This is a genomic window from Janthinobacterium tructae (assembly GCF_006517255.1).
GTDB lineage: Bacteria > Pseudomonadota > Gammaproteobacteria > Burkholderiales > Burkholderiaceae_D > Janthinobacterium > Janthinobacterium tructae.
The window spans coordinates 2,464,380-2,484,316 of the sequence record NZ_CP041185.1 but is presented as its reverse complement, the minus strand read 5'-3'; the positions used below and the strand labels follow the sequence as shown (position 1 = coordinate 2,484,316).

Annotated in this window: 16 protein-coding genes and 4 tRNA genes; 16 read left to right on the top strand and 4 right to left on the bottom strand. The window is 62.8% G+C overall.

Going from position 1 to position 19,937, the window contains the following annotated elements; translation table 11 throughout:
- Nucleotides 1-21 precede the first annotated feature (21 nt).
- The 5 genes from FJQ89_RS10935 (at nucleotide 22) to FJQ89_RS10915 (ending at nucleotide 2,268) form a co-directional block, all read left to right on the top strand.
- Nucleotides 22-1,236, top strand: coding sequence for an amino acid aminotransferase (locus tag FJQ89_RS10935; protein ID WP_205704597.1), 1,215 nt, complete (start codon nucleotides 22-24; stop codon nucleotides 1,234-1,236).
- A 131-nt stretch (nucleotides 1,237-1,367) separates the two neighbouring features.
- Nucleotides 1,368-1,443, top strand: a tRNA-Asn gene (locus FJQ89_RS10930).
- A gap of 135 nt (nucleotides 1,444-1,578) precedes the next feature.
- Nucleotides 1,579-1,654, top strand: a tRNA-Asn gene (locus tag FJQ89_RS10925).
- A 123-nt stretch (nucleotides 1,655-1,777) separates the two neighbouring features.
- The gene (locus FJQ89_RS10920) at nucleotides 1,778-2,104 is read left to right on the top strand and encodes a Dabb family protein (protein WP_116745121.1); all 327 of its coding nucleotides are present in this window, start codon (nucleotides 1,778-1,780) and stop codon (nucleotides 2,102-2,104) included.
- Nucleotides 2,105-2,192: 88 nt separating this feature from the next.
- A tRNA-Asn gene (locus tag FJQ89_RS10915) sits at nucleotides 2,193-2,268 on the top strand.
- A gap of 62 nt (nucleotides 2,269-2,330) precedes the next feature.
- On the opposite strand, the gene FJQ89_RS10910 is transcribed toward FJQ89_RS10915, so the two are convergent.
- On the bottom strand, nucleotides 2,331-3,386 hold the full coding sequence (locus FJQ89_RS10910; protein WP_243136513.1) for an alpha/beta fold hydrolase: 1,056 nt from the start codon (nucleotides 3,384-3,386) through the stop codon (nucleotides 2,331-2,333).
- A 401-nt stretch (nucleotides 3,387-3,787) separates the two neighbouring features.
- On the opposite strand from FJQ89_RS10910, the gene FJQ89_RS10905 reads away from it, so the two are divergent.
- From FJQ89_RS10905 to FJQ89_RS10885, 5 genes are all read left to right on the top strand, one after another.
- The gene (locus FJQ89_RS10905; RefSeq protein ID WP_141170192.1) at nucleotides 3,788-4,447 is read left to right on the top strand and encodes a sugar dehydrogenase complex small subunit; all 660 of its coding nucleotides are present in this window, start codon (nucleotides 3,788-3,790) and stop codon (nucleotides 4,445-4,447) included.
- Nucleotides 4,444-6,102, top strand: a complete 1,659-nt coding sequence (locus FJQ89_RS10900; RefSeq protein ID WP_141170191.1) for a GMC family oxidoreductase — start codon at nucleotides 4,444-4,446, stop codon at nucleotides 6,100-6,102. The genes FJQ89_RS10905 and FJQ89_RS10900 overlap by 4 nt, the downstream gene beginning before the upstream one ends.
- The gene (locus FJQ89_RS10895; RefSeq protein ID WP_243136512.1) at nucleotides 6,099-7,568 is read left to right on the top strand and encodes a c-type cytochrome; all 1,470 of its coding nucleotides are present in this window, start codon (nucleotides 6,099-6,101) and stop codon (nucleotides 7,566-7,568) included. Before FJQ89_RS10900 ends, FJQ89_RS10895 begins: the two co-directional genes overlap by 4 nt.
- 255 nt (nucleotides 7,569-7,823) lie before the next feature.
- A complete protein-coding gene (locus FJQ89_RS10890; protein ID WP_141170190.1) occupies nucleotides 7,824-8,225 on the top strand; it encodes a GtrA family protein in 402 nt (133 codons plus the stop codon).
- A 90-nt stretch (nucleotides 8,226-8,315) separates the two neighbouring features.
- A complete protein-coding gene (locus FJQ89_RS10885; protein WP_096236789.1) occupies nucleotides 8,316-9,614 on the top strand; it encodes an NCS2 family permease in 1,299 nt (432 codons plus the stop codon).
- A 97-nt stretch (nucleotides 9,615-9,711) separates the two neighbouring features.
- On the opposite strand, the gene FJQ89_RS10880 is transcribed toward FJQ89_RS10885, so the two are convergent.
- On the bottom strand, nucleotides 9,712-10,347 hold the full coding sequence (locus FJQ89_RS10880; protein WP_423245213.1) for a GntR family transcriptional regulator: 636 nt from the start codon (nucleotides 10,345-10,347) through the stop codon (nucleotides 9,712-9,714).
- 330 nt (nucleotides 10,348-10,677) lie between these two features.
- Between FJQ89_RS10880 and FJQ89_RS10875 the strand changes: the two genes are divergently transcribed.
- Nucleotides 10,678-10,753, top strand: a tRNA-Asn gene (locus FJQ89_RS10875).
- Between the two features lie 152 nt (nucleotides 10,754-10,905).
- On the opposite strand, the gene FJQ89_RS10870 is transcribed toward FJQ89_RS10875, so the two are convergent.
- Nucleotides 10,906-11,289: a hypothetical protein gene (locus FJQ89_RS10870; RefSeq protein ID WP_243136511.1), complete on the bottom strand. Its 384-nt coding sequence runs from the start codon at nucleotides 11,287-11,289 to the stop codon at nucleotides 10,906-10,908.
- A 338-nt stretch (nucleotides 11,290-11,627) separates the two neighbouring features.
- Here FJQ89_RS10870 and FJQ89_RS10865 point away from each other — a divergent pair, with 338 nt between their 5' ends.
- Nucleotides 11,628-12,419, top strand: a complete 792-nt coding sequence (locus FJQ89_RS10865) for an alpha/beta fold hydrolase (RefSeq protein WP_141170187.1) — start codon at nucleotides 11,628-11,630, stop codon at nucleotides 12,417-12,419.
- 72 nt (nucleotides 12,420-12,491) lie between these two features.
- On the opposite strand, the gene FJQ89_RS28045 is transcribed toward FJQ89_RS10865, so the two are convergent.
- Nucleotides 12,492-13,163: a hypothetical protein gene (locus tag FJQ89_RS28045; RefSeq protein WP_168208309.1), complete on the bottom strand. Its 672-nt coding sequence runs from the start codon at nucleotides 13,161-13,163 to the stop codon at nucleotides 12,492-12,494.
- 137 nt (nucleotides 13,164-13,300) lie between these two features.
- On the opposite strand from FJQ89_RS28045, the gene FJQ89_RS10855 reads away from it, so the two are divergent.
- From FJQ89_RS10855 to FJQ89_RS10840, 4 genes are all read left to right on the top strand, one after another.
- Nucleotides 13,301-14,140: a M15 family metallopeptidase gene (locus FJQ89_RS10855; protein ID WP_141170186.1), complete on the top strand. Its 840-nt coding sequence runs from the start codon at nucleotides 13,301-13,303 to the stop codon at nucleotides 14,138-14,140.
- A gap of 195 nt (nucleotides 14,141-14,335) precedes the next feature.
- Nucleotides 14,336-18,148, top strand: a complete 3,813-nt coding sequence (gene tssM, locus FJQ89_RS10850; RefSeq protein WP_141170185.1) for a type VI secretion system membrane subunit TssM — start codon at nucleotides 14,336-14,338, stop codon at nucleotides 18,146-18,148.
- Entirely contained in the window at nucleotides 18,145-19,125 is a 981-nt protein-coding gene (gene tagF / locus FJQ89_RS10845) for a type VI secretion system-associated protein TagF (protein ID WP_141170184.1), read from the top strand. Before tssM ends, tagF begins: the two co-directional genes overlap by 4 nt.
- A 9-nt stretch (nucleotides 19,126-19,134) precedes the next feature.
- Nucleotides 19,135-19,926, top strand: a complete 792-nt coding sequence (locus FJQ89_RS10840; protein ID WP_141170183.1) for an OmpA family protein — start codon at nucleotides 19,135-19,137, stop codon at nucleotides 19,924-19,926.
- Nucleotides 19,927-19,937 lie beyond the last annotated feature (11 nt).

The following is a 19,937-nucleotide window of genomic DNA, read 5'->3' as shown; positions in this document are numbered from 1 at the left end:
CCAATCGAATCCAATCTTATCATGACGAACCCAACTGTTTCTGCCAGTCTGTTTAGCGCCATCGAGATGGCCCCACGCGACCCGATCCTGGGCATCACCGAAGCATTTAACGCGGACCAGAATCCCGCCAAAATCAATCTGGGCGTTGGCGTCTATTATGACGACAACGGCAAGGTGCCTCTGTTAGCTTGCGTACGCAAGGCGGAAGCCATCTTGATCGAACAGGCCTCGCCACGCACCTATCTGCCGATCGAAGGCCTGGCTGCCTACGACAAGGCGGTGCAAGAACTCGTATTTGGCGCCGATAGCGCCGTTATTCAAGAGCGCCGCGCCGTGACCGTGCAAGCCATCGGCGGCACGGGTGCACTGAAGATCGGTGCCGACTTCTTGCAGCGCTTCGCGCCGGGTGCCCAAGTCTACATCAGCGACCCGAGCTGGGAAAACCACCGCGCGCTGTTCGAAAGCGCCGGTTTCGTCGTGAATAACTACACGTACTACGATGCCGCCACCCATGGCGTGAACTTCGACGGCATGCTGGCCAGCCTGAATGCCATGCCAGCCGGCTCCATCGTCGTGCTGCACGCCTGCTGCCACAACCCGACCGGCGCCGACCTGAGCGTGGCCCAGTGGGATCAGATCATCAGCGTGGTCACGTCGCGCGGCCTGGTGCCGTTCCTGGACATGGCCTATCAAGGTTTCGCCAACGGCATCGCCGAAGACGGCGCCGTGGTGCGCCGCTTCGCCGACGCGGGCGGCCCGCTGCTGGTATCGAACTCGTTCTCGAAATCGTTCTCGCTGTACGGCGAGCGCGTGGGCGCCCTGAGCGTCGTCGCATCGAGCGCCGACGAAGCGGCCCGTCTGTTGTCGCAATTGAAACGCGTCGTGCGCACCAACTACTCGAACCCGCCAGTACACGGCGGCAAGGTGGTCGCCACCGTCCTGGCCACGCCGGAACTGCGCCAGCTGTGGGAAGAGGAACTGGCCGGCATGCGCGTGCGCATCCGTGAAATGCGCAATGCCTTCGTGGAAAAACTGAAGGTCAAGGCACCAGGCCACGACTTCGAATTCGTGCGCCAGCAAATCGGCATGTTCTCGTACTCCGGTCTCACCAAGGAGCAGGTAGCGACCCTGCGCGAGCAATCGATCTACGCCGTCGACACGGGCCGTATCTGCGTGGCAGCGTTGAATTCGCGCAATATCGACATCGTCATTGACGCGATCGCCAAAGTGCTTTAAGATCTTGCTTCTTCGGCGCTGCATCCAAGTGTAGCGCTGATGGCAGTGGAAAGTCGGCGATGGCCGTGTTTGTCGACATGTAGTACGAGTCTTGCAAATACGAAACAACCGGCATATAATATTGCCTCTTTTCCCTGATAGCTCAGTTGGTAGAGCGACGGACTGTTAATCCGCAGGTCCCTGGTTCGAGTCCAGGTCGGGGAGCCAGAATTCGGAAGGCCACGTTGAAAAACGTGGCCTTTTTTGTTTGTGCGGCGCCAGGGCGTAACTTTGGGCAAGATAAGATTTCCCCTATGGAAATCTGGACAGCGCCAGGTTCGGCCTATATAATACGGCCTCTTTTCCCTGATAGCTCAGTTGGTAGAGCGACGGACTGTTAATCCGCAGGTCCCTGGTTCGAGTCCAGGTCGGGGAGCCAGAATTCGGAAGGCCATGTTGAAAAACATGGCCTTTTTTGTTTTCCGGCGCCGTCAGCAGGGCTGGCCTGTGCGTGATCGCATTTTGCGCTATCCTGAATGCATCACTTCAGGAGCCCCTTCCCATGACTTGTACCTCCGCCTTGCGCCACATCGTCCTGTGCGACTTCCTCGATGGCATCACTTCCGCCAAGCATGCCGAACTCGTCTACGAGTTCTCGCAGCTGAAACACCGCATTCCCGGCGTGCGGCAATTTGAATGGGGACCGAACGTCAGCCCGGAAGGCCTCGATGATGGCTTTACCGATTGCTTTACCCTGACCTTCGACGATGCCGGCGCGCGCGACGTGTATCTGACCCATCCGGCCCACCTGGCCTTTGTCGAGCAACTCAAGCCATGGCTGGGCCGTGTGCTGGTATTTGACTACTATCCGCAAGAGCATCCTGGCTGACCGCCGGGCAAGGTAAGGCAGGAAAAGACATCTTTTTCCGGGGAAATCTGGACATCGCAAAATTTACCCTATAAAATGCGGCCTCGTTTCCCTGATAGCTCAGTTGGTAGAGCGACGGACTGTTAATCCGCAGGTCCCTGGTTCGAGTCCAGGTCGGGGAGCCAGAACATGTAGTAGCAAAAAGCCCAGCCTTTTACCGGTTGGGCTTTTTGCGTTTCAGACGCTCTTACTTGTTCGGTTGAATTGTCTCCAATGTCTTGATGATGGCTTCTTGAAATTTCACCGGTTCATCCTGGTGTATTTGATGCCCGGAATGGTCAAAGAAAAACAGTCCCTTCTTTGGCGCCTTCAAGGTCTCAAAATACGCTTGCGTGATCCTGGTCGAGGTCTGGATATCGTTCTTGCCGACGAAAAAATACACGGGGCAGTCAACGCTTTTCAAGGTCTTGGGCAGATCAATGTGCATGACCTCGTTCCAGACTGGCGACCAGGTTTTTGACCATTGAAGAAAGCCCGTCTTGAAACCCGCAGTCGTTGCAAATTCCTTGCCATCCTTGTAAAAAAGCCATTTCCTTAAATAAAACATGCTTTCGTCACTGGCAAACGGGAAACTGATGCTGTCCAGTTCCTGGCTGGCGAGGGCATTGTCCTTGAAGTGGGCTTTCAAGGCTTGCAGCAATTCTTTCTCGCTGTCCAGCTGGCTCACGACAGGATTGGATGCAAAATAAGCATGCAGCAATTCCGGATGATGCTTGACGATGTAAAAGCCCAGGACGTTACCCCAGGAACTGCCCAGCAAGTATATTTTTTCCTGTTTTAATTCTTTGCGCAGGAATTGGATGACTTGATACGTGTCCTGCTCCATCTGCCCGACGGATGGCTGCGTGGGGGAAGGATTCAGTTTCAAGGTTTTCCCCGCGTCGCGCTGATCCCATTGCACAATCGTAAATCGGCTTTTCAACACATTGGTAAAGGCATCCGCGCCCTTGATCATGGAGCTTCCCGGCCCGCCGGACAAGAACAGGAGCACGGGTTTGGTCGCGTCGTCAGTCTTGATTTCCAGCACTTGCTTGATGCCGCCGATGTCGGGCGTCAGGGTGGTGGTGACTTCGGCGGAAACGGGTTTCGTTTCTGCCATGGTTTGCGCCTGGCATCCGTAGAAGGGAATCAGGGCGGCAAAGAGTACTGCCAAGGTCATTTTTTTTATCATGGTTTGAGGATCAGTTTCAGGTTGCTTGCACGGACGCATTCCGCGCCGCAGTTGAACAGCTATATATCGCATGGCCTCCATCGGGTACGTCGATATGCCTCCTTGTCAGAAACTTGGTTTTATAGAAATTGACCTTGCCTGGCATGCAGCCGTTTTATTTGCCATGCTGCCAAGTTTTCCGCGTATTCGCAATCATTTCCGGGAAGCCGCAGGCATTCTGTCTTTATTTCGCGCCGCCAGCGCGTCTGTGCATGAATCGGCTAACAAGCGCAACGGGTCGCCATGACGCCTGCGCGAAACGCCGGGATCCATGCGGAATCCAGGCAACAATCAAAGACCAACCCCCAGTCCTGATGCTCCATTGGCAAACAATTTATTTATGTAGGATAATGTGGAACCGGTTCCATTTATGCGCAAATGCAATGTAACGCAATCATCCAAGTCAACAAAACAACAAGTCTTGCGGGAGTCTCATGAACCATCCAGGCAGCGAACCATCTGCAACATCCGTTTCATCCCTTCCACACATCAGCCGCCGCCACGCCCTGATCGGTCTGGCCGCCTTGCTGGCGCAGGCCGGTTTCTGGAGCAATCCCCTGTCCGCCGCCATGCAGGCGCCGGCCAGCGCTGCGGCGCCCGGCCTGGCGCGCGCCAGCATGCTGTTCTACACCTTGTCGCAAACCATCACGGGCCACCGCGACCTGTCTGCCGCGACGGCGGCGCGTATCGAGCAAGCCATGCGCAGCAACGTGCCTGACTTTGCCGAGCGCTTGCCGCAGCTGGGCGCGCTGCTCGTCACGGGCCAGGAAGCGAAGGCGCTGCTGGCGGCCGCCACCGCCGCGGACGCCGGCTTGCGCGAGCTGGCGCTGGCCATCGTCGCCGCCTGGTACACGGGCACCGTCGCCGGCAACGCGGCGCAGGGCACGAAGTCCATCGTCGTCGCATATGCGGAAGCGTTGATGTATCGCACGGTGGCCGATGGCCAGGTCGTGCCCACCTATTGCAACTACGGCCCCCTGTGGTGGCTGAAGGCGCCGCCGGCCGTGCGCGTCTCCGCGCCCGTGGCGCCCAAACCCGTGCCGGTCCCGGCCACTACCGGCACCCCCGAAACTAAAGGCAAGCAAGCAAAATGAAATCACCCCAATTCAAGAGTAATGGCGACGTCGTCGCCGATGTCGTCATCGTCGGCACGGGCGTCGTGGGCGCCATGATGGCCGACCAGCTGGCCGCCCAAGGCCATTCCGTGATCATGCTGGAAGCGGGCTTGCGCATCGAGCGGGGCCAGGCCGTGGAAAACTGGCGCAACATGCCGTTCGAGAATCGCGTCGGTTCCGACTTCCAGGGCCTGTATCCGCAGGCGGACAACGCGCCCGCACCCCTGTATTTTCCAAAGAACAACTATGTGGAATTGTCCGGCCCCAGCGGCAGCAGCTTCCAGCAGGGCTATTTGCGCACGGTAGGCGGCACCACCTGGCACTGGGCCGCGTCGTGCTGGCGCCATTTGCCGTCCGACATGCGCATGAAGAGCGATTACGGGGTAGGGCGCGACTGGGCCATTTCCTACGCTGAGCTGGAACCGTATTATTGCCGCGCCGAGCAGGAAATGGGCGTGGCCGGCCCCAACGATCCGGCGCTGCAGTCGCCCAGCGAGCGCAGCAAACCGTATCCGATGGACATGGTGCCCTGGGGTTATGGCGACAAGCGCTTCGCCGAAGTGGTCAACCCGCACGGCTACCGCTCCGTGCCGATTCCGCAAGGGCGCTCGACGCGCCCATGGCAGGGCCGCCCGACCTGCTGCGGCAATAACAATTGCCAGCCGATCTGCCCCATCGGCGCCATGTATAACGGCATCCACCACGTGGAGCGGGCCGAGCTGAAAGGCGCTGGCGTGCTGGCCGAGGCCGTCGTCTACCGCATCGATACGGACCAGAACAACCGCGTGACGGCCGTGCACTGGTATGACGCGAAAAAACAGTCGCACATGGCGACCGGCAAGGCCTTCGTGATTGCTTGCAATGGCATCGAAACGCCGCGCTTGCTGCTGCTGGCAGCGAACCAGAACAATCCGAACGGCATCGCCAACAGTTCGGATCAGGTCGGCCGCAACATGATGGATCACTCGGGCTTTCACTGTACCTTCCTCGCCAATGAACCGATCTGGACGGGCCGTGGCCCCGCGCAGAGCAGCTGCCTGGTGGGACCGCGCGACGGTGCCTTCCGCGCGCAGTATTCGGCTAACAAGATGATCCTGAACAATATCACCAGGGTGGGACCTGCCACGCAGCAATCCTTGAAGCTGGGCCTGGTGGGCAAGGACCTCGACGATGAAATTCGCCGCCGCGCCGCGTTTGGCGTGGACCTGTCGATCAGCCTGGAACCGCTGCCCGAGGCGCACAACCGCTTGACCTTGAGCAAGACGCGCAAGGACCCGCTGGGCCTGGCCTGTCCCGACATTTATTACGATGTGGGCGACTACGTGCGTAATGGCGCGAAGGCCGCGCATGCGCAGCTCGAACACATCGGCAAGCTGTTCGGCGCCGTGGAATTCCATATCACCGACAGCCTGAACGCGAATAACCACATCATGGGCGGCGTCATCATGGGTTCGAACCGTCTTGACTCCGTCGTCGACGGCAATTGCCGCGCGCACGACCATGCCAATTTGTGGCTGCCGGGCGGCGGCGCCATGCCGTCGGCCAGCGTCGTCAACACCACCCTCAGCATGGCCGCGCTCGGTTTGCGCGCGGCCGACGACATCGCCCGTACCCTGGCAAGGGAGGCAGCATGATGCGCCGCCTCTTGCTGACGCTGACCCTGGCGGCCGGCTTGCCGCTGGCCGCGCGTGCTTTACCACCTGTGCCACCGGCGCCACCCGTCACCCTGACGCCGGACCGCCCGGCCGCGCCGGCCGCAAGTACAGCCGCCAAGCCAGATGCACGGCTGGAGCGGGGCCGCTATCTGGCCATCGCTGCCGACTGCATGGCGTGCCATACGGCAGCCGGCGGCAAGCCGTATGCAGGCGGCTACGCCATCGACTCGCCGCTGGGCACGATTTACGCGACGAATATCACGCCGTCGAAAAAAGGCGGCATCGGGCATTACAGCGAAGCGGATTTTGCGCGCGCGCTGCGCGACGGCGTGCGCGCCGATGGCAGCCATCTGTACCCGGCCATGCCCTACACCAGCTATGCGATGCTGACGGATGCGGACGTGGGCGACCTGTATTACTACTTCATGCAGGCCGTCCAGCCCGTCGATGAGCCGGCGCGCCAGACGGCGCTGCCATTCCCGTTCAATGTGCGCCTGTCCATGCTGGGCTGGAACACCCTGTTCCTCGACAATAAACGCTTTGTGCCCGATCCGGCGAAGAGCGCGCAGATCAACCGCGGCGCCTACCTGGCCGAAGGCCTGGCGCACTGCAGCGCCTGCCACACGCCGCGCAACGCGCTGATGGCCGAAATCGGCAGCCAGACCCTGGCGGGCGCGTCGCTTGGTGCCTGGCATGCGCCGAATATCACGTCCGACAAGGTCAGCGGCATCGGCGCCTGGACGGATGCAGAAATCGCCGCCTACCTCAAAACAGGTCACGTGGAAGGCAAGGGGCAGGCAGCGGGCGGCATGGCCGAAGCCATCCAGAACAGCCTGCAATTTTTGCGCGACGACGACGTGGCAGCCATCGTGGCGTACTTGCGCACGGTGCCGCCCGTGCGCGCGCCGGGCCAGACCAAGGCTGCCTTCAGTTACGGCAGCGCCGCCAGCGAAGAAGCCGCGCTGCGCGGCATGGCCGGCTCCACCGAGCATCACTCGCTGAACAGCGGCGCGGTGCTGTTTTCCGGCTATTGCGCCAGCTGCCATTCGGCCAGCGGCGCCGGCAGCACGGGCCAGGCCTATCCGGCCCTGTTCCACAACACGGCGACGGGCGGCAACACGCCGGCCAACCTGGTCTCGGCCATGCTGTTTGGCGTCGAGCGCAAGATCGAAGGGGAAGAGCACGAAGCGTTCATGCCCCGTTTCGACCAGCGTTCTTACGTGCAGCCCTTGACGGACGAGCAGATCGCTTCGATCGCCAACTACGTGCTGAAGCAATACGGCAACCCGGATGTGTCCGTCACGCCCGCGTATGTGGCGCAGGCGCGCAGCGGTGGCGAGAAGCCCGTGCTGGCGCGGGCGCAACCGTTCATGCTGCCGGGCGGCATCGCGGGCATCTTGCTGCTGATCGCGCTGTTTGTATGGCTGCGCCGGCGCCAGGGGTGAACGCCTATCAAAACCTACTGCGCGTCGTAATTTGCGGTCTGCGATGCTCACTGTACTTTCGTACAGTTGCGCTTCTCAACCACAACTTCCTTCCGCTCGCTACGGTTTTGTTAGGCGTTGTAAGTGTCGAATCGGCGGCGAATATGAACGTTGGGCGCAACTTGCAGTAAAATGCAGGCTGAAAAATGGTTACGAGCAATCGTAGCCATTTTTTATTCTGGCACTATCCTGCTTACGCTCATTTGAAAATTGACAATGTCTCATTCCCTGCATCACCAATTTTTACGTTTCGCCGCCGTCGGCGCTTCCGGCACGGCCGTGCAATACAGCGTGCTGTGGGGCGGTGTGGAATGGGTCGGCATCAGCGCCGCCGCCGCTTCCGGCATCGGCTATATCCTGGGTTCCGTCGTCAACTACCTCCTCAATTACTTTTTCACGTTTAAGAGCGACAAGGGGCATGGCGAGGCGGCTTCCAAGTATTTCACCTTGCTGGGCATCGGCTGGTGCATCAATACGGGCCTGATGTGGCTGCTGGTACACCAGCTGGGCTGGTATTACTGGCTGGCGCAGGTGCTGGCGACCGGTATCGGGCTGGTCTGGAATTTTGCGGGCAGCCGCTGGTGGGCCTTCAAGCCGGCCAGCGCGCCAGGCAAGTAGTCAGGTAAGCAAGTAAGTAGTTGTTGCAAAAAAAAAGATGCGCATAGTCCAAGACCAGGCGCGCGGTTCTACCAAAACAAGGGGTTAATCATGCAGTTCCTGGAACGCTATTTCAAACTGAAGGACAACGGAACCAATGTGCGCACGGAGCTGCTGGCCGGCCTGACCACATTCCTGACGATGGCCTACATCATCTTCGTCAACCCGTCCATCCTGGGCGACGCGGGCATGCCGAAAGACGCCGTTTTTGTTGCCACCTGCCTGGCAGCCGCCATCGGCACCCTGATCATGGGCCTGTATGCGAACTACCCGATCGCGCTGGCGCCGGGCATGGGCTTGAACGCGTATTTCTCGTACACGGTGGTCAAGGGCATGGGCATGAGCTGGGAAGTGGCGCTGGGCGCCGTCTTCATTTCCGGCTGCCTGTTCATCCTGGTCAGCCTGTTCAAGGTGCGCGAGATGATCATCAACAGCATCCCGCCCGCGCTGCGCACGGCGATCACCGTCGGTATCGGCCTGTTCCTGGCCATCATTTCCCTGAAAAGTGCCGGTATCGTGGTATCGAACCCCGCCACCATCATCGCGCTGGGCGACTTGCACCAGGCGGCGCCCATCCTGGCCATCCTCGGTTTCTTCATCATCGTCGCGCTGGACCGCCTGAAAGTGCCGGGCGCCATCCTGATCGGCATCCTCACCATCACCATCGCCAGCTTCTTCTTCGGCGGCAACCAGTTCAACGGCATCGTCTCGGCGCCGCCCGCCATCGAACCGACCCTGTTCAAGCTCGACATCATGGGCGCGCTGTCGATCGGCATCGTCAACGTGGTGCTGGTATTTTTCCTGGTGGAATTGTTCGATGCGACGGGCACCCTGATGGGCGTGGCCAACCGTGCCGGTTTGTTGAAAGACGGCAAGATGGAACGCATGAACAAGGCCTTGCTGGCCGACAGCACGGCGATTGCCGCCGGCGCCTGCCTGGGCACATCGAGCACCACGGCTTTCGTGGAAAGCGCGGCCGGCGTGCAAGCGGGTGGCCGCACGGGCTTGACGGCCGTGGCCGTCGCGCTGCTGTTCCTGGGCAGCCTGTTCTTCGCCCCGCTGGCGCACACGGTGCCGCCGTACGCGACGGCGCCTGCACTGCTGTACGTGGCGTGTCTGATGCTGCGCGAACTGACCTTCATCGACTGGGATGACAGCACGGAAAGCATTCCGGCCGCCATCACGGCGCTGATGATGCCGTTTACCTATTCGGTGGCCAGCGGCGTGGCGTTCGGCTTCATCACCTACGCGGTATTGAAACTGTTGACGGGCAAGGGCAAGCAAGTGTCGGTGGTGGCTTACATCATCGCCGCCATCTTCCTGTTCAAGTTTATCTACCTGGGCGAATAGCGAGGAGAGCAGGACAGGCGTCGGCAAGCAATTGCCGGCGCAATGACCAGGCCGCCCGTGCATCCGCATCGGCGGCCTTTTTTGATGATGGCGTCGCTTACATCAGCAGCGCCGCCACCAGGTCCTTCCTGGCGTCGGCGGCGCTGCCATCGAAGCGCAAGGCCGCTTCCACATGCGTCAGGTGCTCGACCATCAGGCGCGCCGCCAGGTCCGCGTCGCCGCTGCGCGCCGCCTCAAGAAAACGGCCGTGTTCGTCGTACGAGCAGGCGGCAGCGTGGCCGGACTGGTACAGCATGGTGATCAGCGAGCTGCGCCCCACCAGTTCGCGCACGATATCGCGCAGCACGGCGTTGCCGGCGATGTCGGCCAGCAAGACGTGGAAGTCGCCCAGCAGTTGCGAGCGCAGCGGCGTCGCCTGTGCCAGCGCCAGGCGTTCCGCTTTCAGGTGCCGCTCCAGCATCCGGTAGTCGGCGGGTTTGGCCCGCGCGACGAATTCGCGCGCCAGGGCCGCTTCGATGATACGCCGCGCGGCGAAGATGTCGCGCGCTTCCGCTTCGGTGGGCTGGCTGACGAAGGCGCCCTTGTCGGGCACCATGCGTATGAGTTTGTCTTTCGAGAGAATCAGCAGGGCGGCGCGGATCTTGGTGCGGCTGACGCCATACAGCCGGCATAGCGCCTCTTCACGCAACCGCGTACCGGGCGGCAATTGGCGTGCCACGATGGCGGCCGCCATATGCTCGGCAATTTGCGCCGAGCTGTCGCCGCTGCCGGGCTTGTCCACCAGGGATGCGCTTGATTCTGTCATGTCGAGTGAGAGCAGTCAGCCAGGGGCAAGGATGAACCTTGCAAGCGCATGCTGGCAGCGCGGTGGTCGACGCCCCGCTGCCGGCATGCCGTTAGCGCCTTGCGTGTTGGCAAGGCTTGGCTATTCTACTATCTTGCGTGGCGCCGCGCAGACGGACGCAGCCACTTGCCAAGGCTTGTTCCCTGGCGGCGTATTTTGCTGGCCATGCAGATTGAAACTGGACATGAGAAATTTTGACGTATATAATTCGGCCTCCTTTCCCTGATAGCTCAGTTGGTAGAGCGACGGACTGTTAATCCGCAGGTCCCTGGTTCGAGTCCAGGTCGGGGAGCCAGAACAAGCAGTAGCAAAGGGCCACGTGGCAACACGTGGCCCTTTTGTTTTGCGCGCACGGTTTCCCGTTCACGCTGGCCTTCCCATTAGTGTCTTAGCGACATGCGCGGTGCCGGTCTGCTGGTCGCAGGGGCATGCTCAGTGTTTCCCGGATCAGGGATCCACAAACACGTCGAAACGCACCTTGAGCGGGCTGCCCCACGAGATATCCACCCAGGCACGGAAGCCGCCGTTATATGGCGCGATGTTGTACACGGCCATGCGGGCGGCACCGATGAAACGATCCTGGGCATTCGCGCCAAATTCGCTGATGTTGAGCAATACGCGCGAATTGGCCTTCACGTTGGCATTGGCGAAGTTGACCGAAGGATGCACGCCATTGGCGGTCCACGTGTAATAGGTGGTGAAGGCCGCGGCGCTCAGGTTCAAGTCCTGTGCGGCCGCGCCTTTGGCGCTTTTTCCTTCCTGCTCCATCGGTGCATCGGTTTCTTCCAGTGCCAGGTTGCTGCCGGTGCGATGTTCTACTTTCATATCCATGATGTGCTCCTGATCGATAGTTTGGATGCCGCGCCTGTCGTCGCGTGGCAAGACGCCCTATCTGTTGCCGTGACGGCCAGTGTCACGTCCTGGCTGATAAGGTAGCCGCCTGCTCCATGCTGTTGGAGTAAGCCATTCTAGGCAAACGCGCGGGCAAAAAGCGCGCAAGGCCACCGGAAAAACGGCGCTAACTTGTGCTGGCGCAAACACCTTGCAGGCAAATCGCAAGATCTTTTCCCGCAGGCTATTTTTATGGGGCCGCCACGCATGCCGCGCTGGACAATGGCACAATAGGTGCAGCCGACCTGTCGATACGCAACCCGTTGCGAGCCTAGCCCATGCCGATACTGAACCTGAGTGCTGAAACCGATATCTATTACGAATTGATCGAGGGCGACCCCGCCAAGCCTTGCCTGGTATTCCTGCACGAGGGGCTCGGCTGCTGTGCGATGTGGAAAGATTTCCCCGCGCAGCTATGCCAGGCGACGGGCTGCCGCGGCTTGCTGTATGACCGCCACGGCTATGGGCAATCGTCGCCGCTGGCGGCGCGCCGCCAACTCCATTATTTGCACGACTACGCGCTGTGCGAGCTGCCGCAAGTGCTCGCCGCACTGCTGCCGGGGCAGGACCATTTTCTCATCGGCCACTCCGATGGCGGCAGCATCGCCCTCATTTATGCGGCGCAGCAGCCACCGCGCTTGCGCGGCATCATCACCGAAGCGGCGCACGTGTTTGTCGAGGGCGTCACGCTCGATGGGATACGCGTGGCGGACGCGGCGTTTGGCGCGGGCAAGCTGCGCGCGCTGGCGAAATACCATGGCGACAAGACGGAATCCATCTTCAAGGCCTGGTCGGATACCTGGCTCAGCTACGGTTTCCAGTTCTGGAACATCGAATACCTGCTGCCTTCCGTCGAATGTCCGGCGCTGGTGCTGCAGGGCAGCGAGGACCAGTACGGCAGCGCGGCCCAGGTTGACACGATCGTGGCGCAGGCCCTCAACGCTGTGCCTGCCATGGTCGAGCAGTGCGGCCATGCACCGCACCAGGAGCAGCCGCAGGCATTGCTGGCGCTGATGGAAGGCTTTTTGCAAGGCCGCATGGACGCGGCCACTCACCCGAGAAGCATTTGATAGAGCACCTCGATCATCTGGTATTGACCACCCGCGGCAAGCGGGTCTGACGTCCCATCGGGCGCGTCCCCCTCAATGGCAGGCGGGATCGCTGTCCCAGCGGCCCGAGCAGATGCGCGAGCGGCACAGCATGCCTTCGATCAGGCCCAGCTGCTTGCAGCGCTGCAACAGTTCCGCCGTTTCTTCTTCCTGCCTGCGCAGCACCACGTCGCGCACGGGTCTTGCTGTACCTTCCTGCCGGTGCGTATGGGCCACCATCGCCGTCAGCAAGGCGACGTCGCTGTCGCCGGGCGCGGCAGCCGGCCTCGGCCCCTGCGGGCGCGCGGGCGGTGCTGCCTTGCGTGGCGCACTGGCGTGCGCGCTTGCCGTTGTGGCAGCGACCGCAGGCAAGGGCGGGGCCGCCGTATTGACGATGGTGGCCGCCTGCGCCGTGTGCGGGGGCACAATTGGTGCTGCTGGCACAGGCAGTGCGGGCGGAGCCACCGTCACGGCCGTGGCGGGCGCCGGCGGCATGCTGCTCGTGTCATAAGCGAGCACGGCCAGCACCGCCAGGCACAGCGCGCCAGCGGCCCAGTGCCGCCAGCCGGGGCGCCAGCGCAGGGCGGGCCTGGCCGCAGGCGCGGCGACGCCGTGTTCGAGCTGCGACAGGATGCCCTTGCCGTCGCCGTGCACGCCAGCCGTGCCGGCCTTGCTCAGCAGGTCAGGACCGTGCGCCTGGCCATCCCCGGTTTTCAATAGAGACAAAATATCACCTCCGCAGTGGATCAAACTCGACTGACCTTGATGTAAACCGCGCTCATGCGGGCCGCGGACGCCTACGATCTAGCGATACCGCCGGGAAATTGCTGTCCGGCCCAGACTACCCCTGTCACGGAGCGCCCATGTTTGTCGCCCTGGTCCTGATGTATTTCCTGCTTGCCTGTTTTGCTTGCTGGCTGCTGCTGTTTCCCGGCGGTCGCGCCATCGTGCTGCACACGCTCGTCAACCTGGGCTGGCGCGTGCAGCGGCACGCGCAGCATCTGAAAGGCGGCAGCGGCGCGCAGTGGCAGCGCATGCGGCGGCACACGGGCTCGGGCATGGCGCGCGCCTGGCAGCTGCTGTGGCGGCATCGTTGGCTGAGCCTGGCAGGCAGCGTGCTGGTCATCGTGCCGCCCCTGCTGGCGTGGTTGTCCAGCGACCGTATCGCCTTGCGTGGCTATGCCGACCGGCAACACGTCATCAATGACCAGGTCAGCGACTTGCTGAAAGGCGAACAGCTGGTGCCGCCGCCAACCTTGCCGCCGCTGCTGTTTTCCACGGCGGAAGTGACGCAGCTGCGCCCGCTGCTGGGCGGCGCCAGCCGCAACTGGCAATTGCTCGACCACGACTACGCGCAGCGCCTGTTGCTGGTCTTCAAGATCATGAAGGACGTGCATGGCTACGACATGGTCTTGCTGGAAGGCTATCGCAGCCCCGCGCGCCAGGACCAGCTGGCGGCGGCCGGCCCGAACGTGACCAACGCCAGGGCGTTTCAAAGCTATCACCAGTATGGCCTGGCGGCCGATTGCGCATTCATGCATGAAGGAAAGCTCATCATTTCTGAAAAAAATGCCTGGGCCATGCGTGGCTACCGTTTATATGGCGTGACGGCCGAATCGGTGGGCCTGCGCTGGGGCGGGCGCTGGACCATGATGGATTTTGGCCACACGGAATTGCCGCAACCGCGCGTGCTGGGCAAGTAAGCCGCGCCAGCCATTCTAGCGCCGCGCCGCGCCATCATTTTCACAGCTGCAAGCTTGCTTGCGCAGCGTCAATGGCACGCCAGCGCCTGTCGTGCGCTGGCGTCTGGTACTTGTCATATGTCAACAAAGGTGCGCCGACTTGCTGTCAGCATGGGTCGAATCCGCCTTGCTTTGCGACCTCACCCTGGGCTCATCATGCTGCGACGAATTTGGTATTTCCTCACCGACAGCCGCAATCTGACCATCCTCGGCTTCGTGGCGCTGGCCGTGTTCCTGTATCTGGGGGCCGAGGTGCTGGAAGTGGCGCTGATCTGGGCGCTGGCCTTGCTGTTGCTGGCCTTTGTCACCTGGCTGGGCCTGTGGCTGTGGCGCCGGCGCCGCGCGCGGCGCGACGCCCAGGCGCTGGGGCAAGCCATCCTCAACGAGGCCGAGATCGCCGCCGCGCAAGCGGCCTCGGCCTCGACGGCCAACAGCACCCGGCAGGGTGAACTCGACGCCGTGCGCACGGACATGCTGGCCGCCATCGAGACCATCAAAACGTCCAGGCTGGGCCTCAAATCGGGCGCCGCCGCCCTGTACGAATTGCCGTGGTACATGATCATCGGCAATCCGGCCGCCGGCAAGAGCAGCGCCATCCTGCATTCTGGCCTGCAATTCCCTTTCGCTGACGGCAAGGTCGTGCAAGGCGTGGGCGGCACGCGCAACTGCGACTGGTTTTTCACCACGGATGGCATCGTGCTCGACACGGCGGGACGTTATTCTGTCGTCGACGAGCATCGCGGCGAGTGGTTCGGCTTTCTCGACCTGCTGAAAAAATACCGGCGCAAGGCACCCATCAACGGCATCCTCATCGCCGTCAGCATCGCCGAACTGGGAGGCAACCCCGATGTGGGCATGCAACTGGCGCGCAGCCTGCGCAAGCGCGTGCAGGACGTCATCGAACGCCTGGAAGTGTTCGCGCCGCTGTACATCGTGTTTACCAAGGCAGACCTGATCGCCGGCTTCACGGAGTTTTTTGCCGATGCCGAACGCAGCGAACGCGAGCGTGTCTGGGGCGCCACCATGCCCTACCAGCGCAAGCTGCCCACGGCGGACCTGCTGGCGTTTTTCGACCAGAGTTTCGATGAATTGCACGATGGCTTGACGGAGCTGAGCCTGGCCAACATGGCGCACCGGCAACGCAAGACGATGGCGCCCGGCGTATTTACCTTTCCGCTGGAGTTTGCCGCCATCAAGCCGGCCCTGCGCGCCTTCATCGCCACCCTGTTCGAGGAAAACCCGTTCCAGTTCCAGCCCGTGTTCCGCGGCTTTTATTTCACCAGCGCGCTGCAGGAGGGCGAGCCCGTGAGTGCCTCCTCGCAGCAGGTGGCGCGCCGCTTCGACCTGGCCTTCGCGCCGGCCCCGGCCGCCGTGCCATCGGGCGCGCGCCAGCATGGTTATTTCCTGCTGGAGTTGTTCCGCAAGGTGATTTTTGCAGACAAGCACCTGGTGGCCAACTATGCCAACCGCGCCAAGCTGCGCTTCAAGTACGCCGTGTTCTTTGCCGCCACCGTGTCGCTGGGCGCCTGCCTGGGTGGCTGGAGCTGGTCCTACCTGGGCAACCGGCAATTGGTGGCCAACGTCGAGGCCGATCTGAACAAAGTGGTGAAACTGCAGGAGCGCCGCCTGGACTTGCAGTCGCGCCTGGAAGCGCTGGAGATCTTGCAGGACCGCATCGAGCAGCTGGAAGCGTACCGCACGCAACGGCCATGGTCCTTGCGCCTGGGCCTGTATCAGGGTGAGTTACTTGAGCGCAAGCTGCGCGAGGAATATTTTGCCGGCGCGCGCCAGGTCATGCTGGACCCCGTGGCGGGCGCGCTGGAAGCCTTGCTGTTCGAGATGAACGCCAGCGCCGACCAGCTGCAGCCCACGGCGCGCACGCCGCAGACACCGGCCGCCGCATCCTCTGCGCCACGCAATGTTCAGTACCAGGCGGCCAGCGCGACGAATGTGGAAGATGCCTACAACGCGCTGAAAACCTATCTGATGCTGGCCGACAAGACGCATGCGGAAAGCAGCCACCTGAACGACCAGCTGACGCGCTTCTGGCGCGGCTGGCTGGAAGGTAACCGGGGCGCCATGCCGCGCGAGCAGATGATACGCAGTGCCGAACGGCTGCTGACGTTTTACCTGGCGCAGATCGGCGATCCGTCCTGGCCGCGCATCGAGCAGAAGCTGGCGCTGGTCGACCAGGCGCGCGAAAACCTGCGCCGCGTGGTGCGCGGCATGCCGGCGCGCGAGCGCGTGTATGCCGACATTCGCGCGCGCGCCTCGACGCGTTTTCCCGGCATGACGGTGGCGCGCATCGTCGGCGAACAGGATCAGGCGCTGCTGGCGGGCAGCTACGCCGTCTCCGGCGCCTTTACGCGCCAGGCGTGGGAAAAGTTCGTAGAGGGCGCCTTTCGCGACGCCGCCAACCGCGAGCTGCAAAGCGCCGACTGGGTGCTGAAAAGCGCCTCCACCGATGACCTGACCCTGGAAGGCAGCCCGGAGCAGATCGAGAAAAACCTGGTGGCCATGTACAAGGCCGACTACGCGCGCGAGTGGCAAAAATTCGTGCAGGGCGTGGCCGTCGCCGACCTGAAAGGCTTTGACGGCGCCGTGCAGGCGATGAACCGCCTGGGCGACCCGCAAGCGTCGCCGATCGCCAAACTGCTGACGACCATCTACGATGAAACCTCGTGGGACAATCCGGCGCTGCAAAATGCGCAATTGCGCAAGGCCGAGCGGGGCATCATCGCCTGGTTCAAGGAAACCGTGCTGCGCCGCGCGCCGTCGCAGGTGACGGCCAATCCGGGCATGAATGCGCAGATCGACCCGGCCCGCCTGGATAAACCCATGGGCCCCGTGGGGCGCGAATTTGCCGGCGTGGGCAAGCTGGTGGCGGCCAGGGACAACAATGCCTCGCTGATGCGCGCCTACCTGGAAGCGCTGTCGAAACTGCGCAGCCGTTTGAACTTGCTGAAGAACCAGGGCGACGCGGGGCCGGGTGCGCGCCAGTTCATGCAGCAGACCCTGGAAGGCAGCGGTTCCGAACTGGCCGACGCCCTGAAGCTGGTCGATGAGCAGGTGCTTACGGGGATGAACGACGCGCAAAAGCAGGCGATTCGCCCCATCCTCGTGCGCCCGCTGATGCAAACCTTTGCCGTCATCGTCGCGCCGGCCGAACTCGATATCAACAAGACCTGGGCGGCGCAGGTGTACGAACCGTTCCAGAAATCGCTGGCCAACAAATATCCGTTCGCGCCCACGGCGCGCATCGAGGCGAGCAACCTGGAGATCGGCCAGTTCTTCGGCCCGGAAGGCCTGGTGGCGAAATTCGTCACGACGTCCATGGGACCATTGGTGGTGCGGCGCGGCGACGTGCTGGCACCGCGCACCTGGGCCGACATGGGCATCAGCCTGTCGCCGCAGGTAGTGGCGCGGTTTCCCGGTTGGATCGCGCCGCTGGGCGCGGGCGGCGTGGCGGCCACCTCGACGGCGGCGCAAACCGTGTTCCAGATCCAGCCGTCGCCCGCGCCCGGCACCCTGGAATACACGGTGGAGATCGACGGGCAGCAGCTGCGCTACCGTAACACGCCGGCGCAGTGGACGAACATGGTTCATCCCGGCCCGCAGGGCGCGTCGGGCATGCAAGGGGCGCGCATCACGGCCGTCACCTTCGACGGGCGCACGGTGGAGCTGTTCAACGAGCCGGGGCAATTCGGCCTGAAGCGCATGATCGATGCGGCGAGCAAAAAGCGCAAGGATGGCGGCGTGTTCGAACTGCGCTGGGCGCGCGGCGAGGTGGCCGTGGCGGTCGACCTGAAAATCACCAGCAGCGCGGAAACGACGGCGACGGGTGCGGGCGGAACTGCGGCGCTGCAGGAGCAGGGTTTTCGCGGCATGCAGCTGCCCGAGACCATCGTCGGTGCTCCAGCACCCGTGTCGGCTATTGCCGCCGTTGCGGCGGCGGGAGTGTCGCCATGATGCGCGCGCAACAGCAGGTGCGCCTCGGCTACTTCGGCAAGATCCCCGCGCGCGGCGACTTCATCAAGGCTTGCGACAATCACGCGCTGGTGCAGCTGCTCGACGACTGGCTGGCGCAGGTCATGACTGCCCTGACGGTGGAACCGCGCTGGAAGCTCAATTACGACGCCTTGCCGCCGCTGCGCTTTGCCTTTGTCGGCACGCGCAGCCGGCGCGCCATCGCCGGGCGCCTGGAAGCGAGCAATGACCAGTCGCAGCGGCGCTTTCCCTTCATGGCCATGGGCGCGCTGGAAGTCGATGACGCCGAAGCCTTTGTCGCTTGCAGCCCGCTGGCGCTGGCGCCCCTGTGGCAGCGCGTGGAGCAGCTCTCGCAAGGCATTGTGACCAGCGCCGAACCGGGTCCGGCCCTGCTGGCGCTGGCCGGCAACGTGGTCGAAGTCGAACCGGCCGCAGCGTGCCACGCGGCGCGGCTGGCCGCCTTTTTGCAGGCGCAGACCGTGCACGGCTTGCAGACCATGCTGGCCTCGCCCGCGTTCCCGGTGACGGTGCGTGAATTGCTGCTGGGTCTGGGCCTGCTGCTGCAGCCGGTGCGCCAGAGCGGCTTGCCGCGCCTGGAGAAAAGCCTGGTGCTGCCGCTGCCGCACGAGGCACCGCTGCGCGAGCTGGTCGCCAGCTTCTGGCTGCACCTGATCGCGCCTTTCCTGCGCCAGGCCGATTTCGAACTGGCGCTGTTTTTTTCCCACCTCGACGAGGCGCCCGTGCTGGTGATCGGTTTTTGCGGCGCCGACCCGCACGGTTTGCGCGCGCTGATCGATCCGCAGGCCGGCAGCGAACGGCTGATCGTGTTTGACCAGCTCGACTGGGTCGAGGAGCAGCTGGGAGACGCAGCGGCGCTGCGCCAGTTTTCCGCCTGCCTGCAGCAGGAGCAGCTGTCGCTGCGCTCGGCCTGCGCCATGTTTGCCGACACCTTTGCCTGAAGGATTGCGATGAAATCTCACATTTTCCTGCTGCCGCTGCTGCTTTCTGCGGCCGTTCCCTGCCACGCGCAGGCCCAGACGCAAGCGCCCCAGACGCCGATGCCGGGACAAATCCTCGTCACGGGTACCCTGGCCGACGAGGCGGGCAAGGCGGCCGTGCTGGCCCGCCTGCGCGAACTGTATGGCGCCGAGCGCGTGGTCGACCAGATCGCCATCGGCAACGTGGCCGTGCCGGCCAACTGGAACGCCTACGTGCAAAAACTGATTGCACCGAACTTGAAGCTCATTTCGCGGGGGCAGATCAGCATCGCCGGCAACAACGTCAGCGTGCGCGGCGAAGTGGCGAACGAGGCGCAGCGCCAGCAGATCGCCAGCGACATCGCCACCAGCCTCAATCCCACCTACATCGTCAACAACGGCTTGCGCGTCAAGGCGGCCGAGGCCGAGCAGGGCTTGCTCGATGCGGCGCTGGATAAACGCATCATCGAATTCGACAGCGGCAAGGCTTCCATCACACAGGCCGGCCTGGCCATCCTCGACGAGATGGCGGCCGTCATGCTCAAGCTGCGGGGACGCAAGGTGGAGGTGATCGGCCATACGGACGACACGGGCCTGCGCGCCAGCAATGTGGCCCTGAGCCAGGCGCGCGCCGAAGCCGTGCGCACCTACCTGGCCAGCAAGGGCATCATGGCCGAGTCGGTGCTGGTGTCGGGCCAGGGTCCGGACCGCCCCGTGGCCAGCAACGCCACGGCCGATGGCCGGGCGAGAAACCGGCGCATCGAGTTCCGCATTGCTCAATGAACCACGCGCAA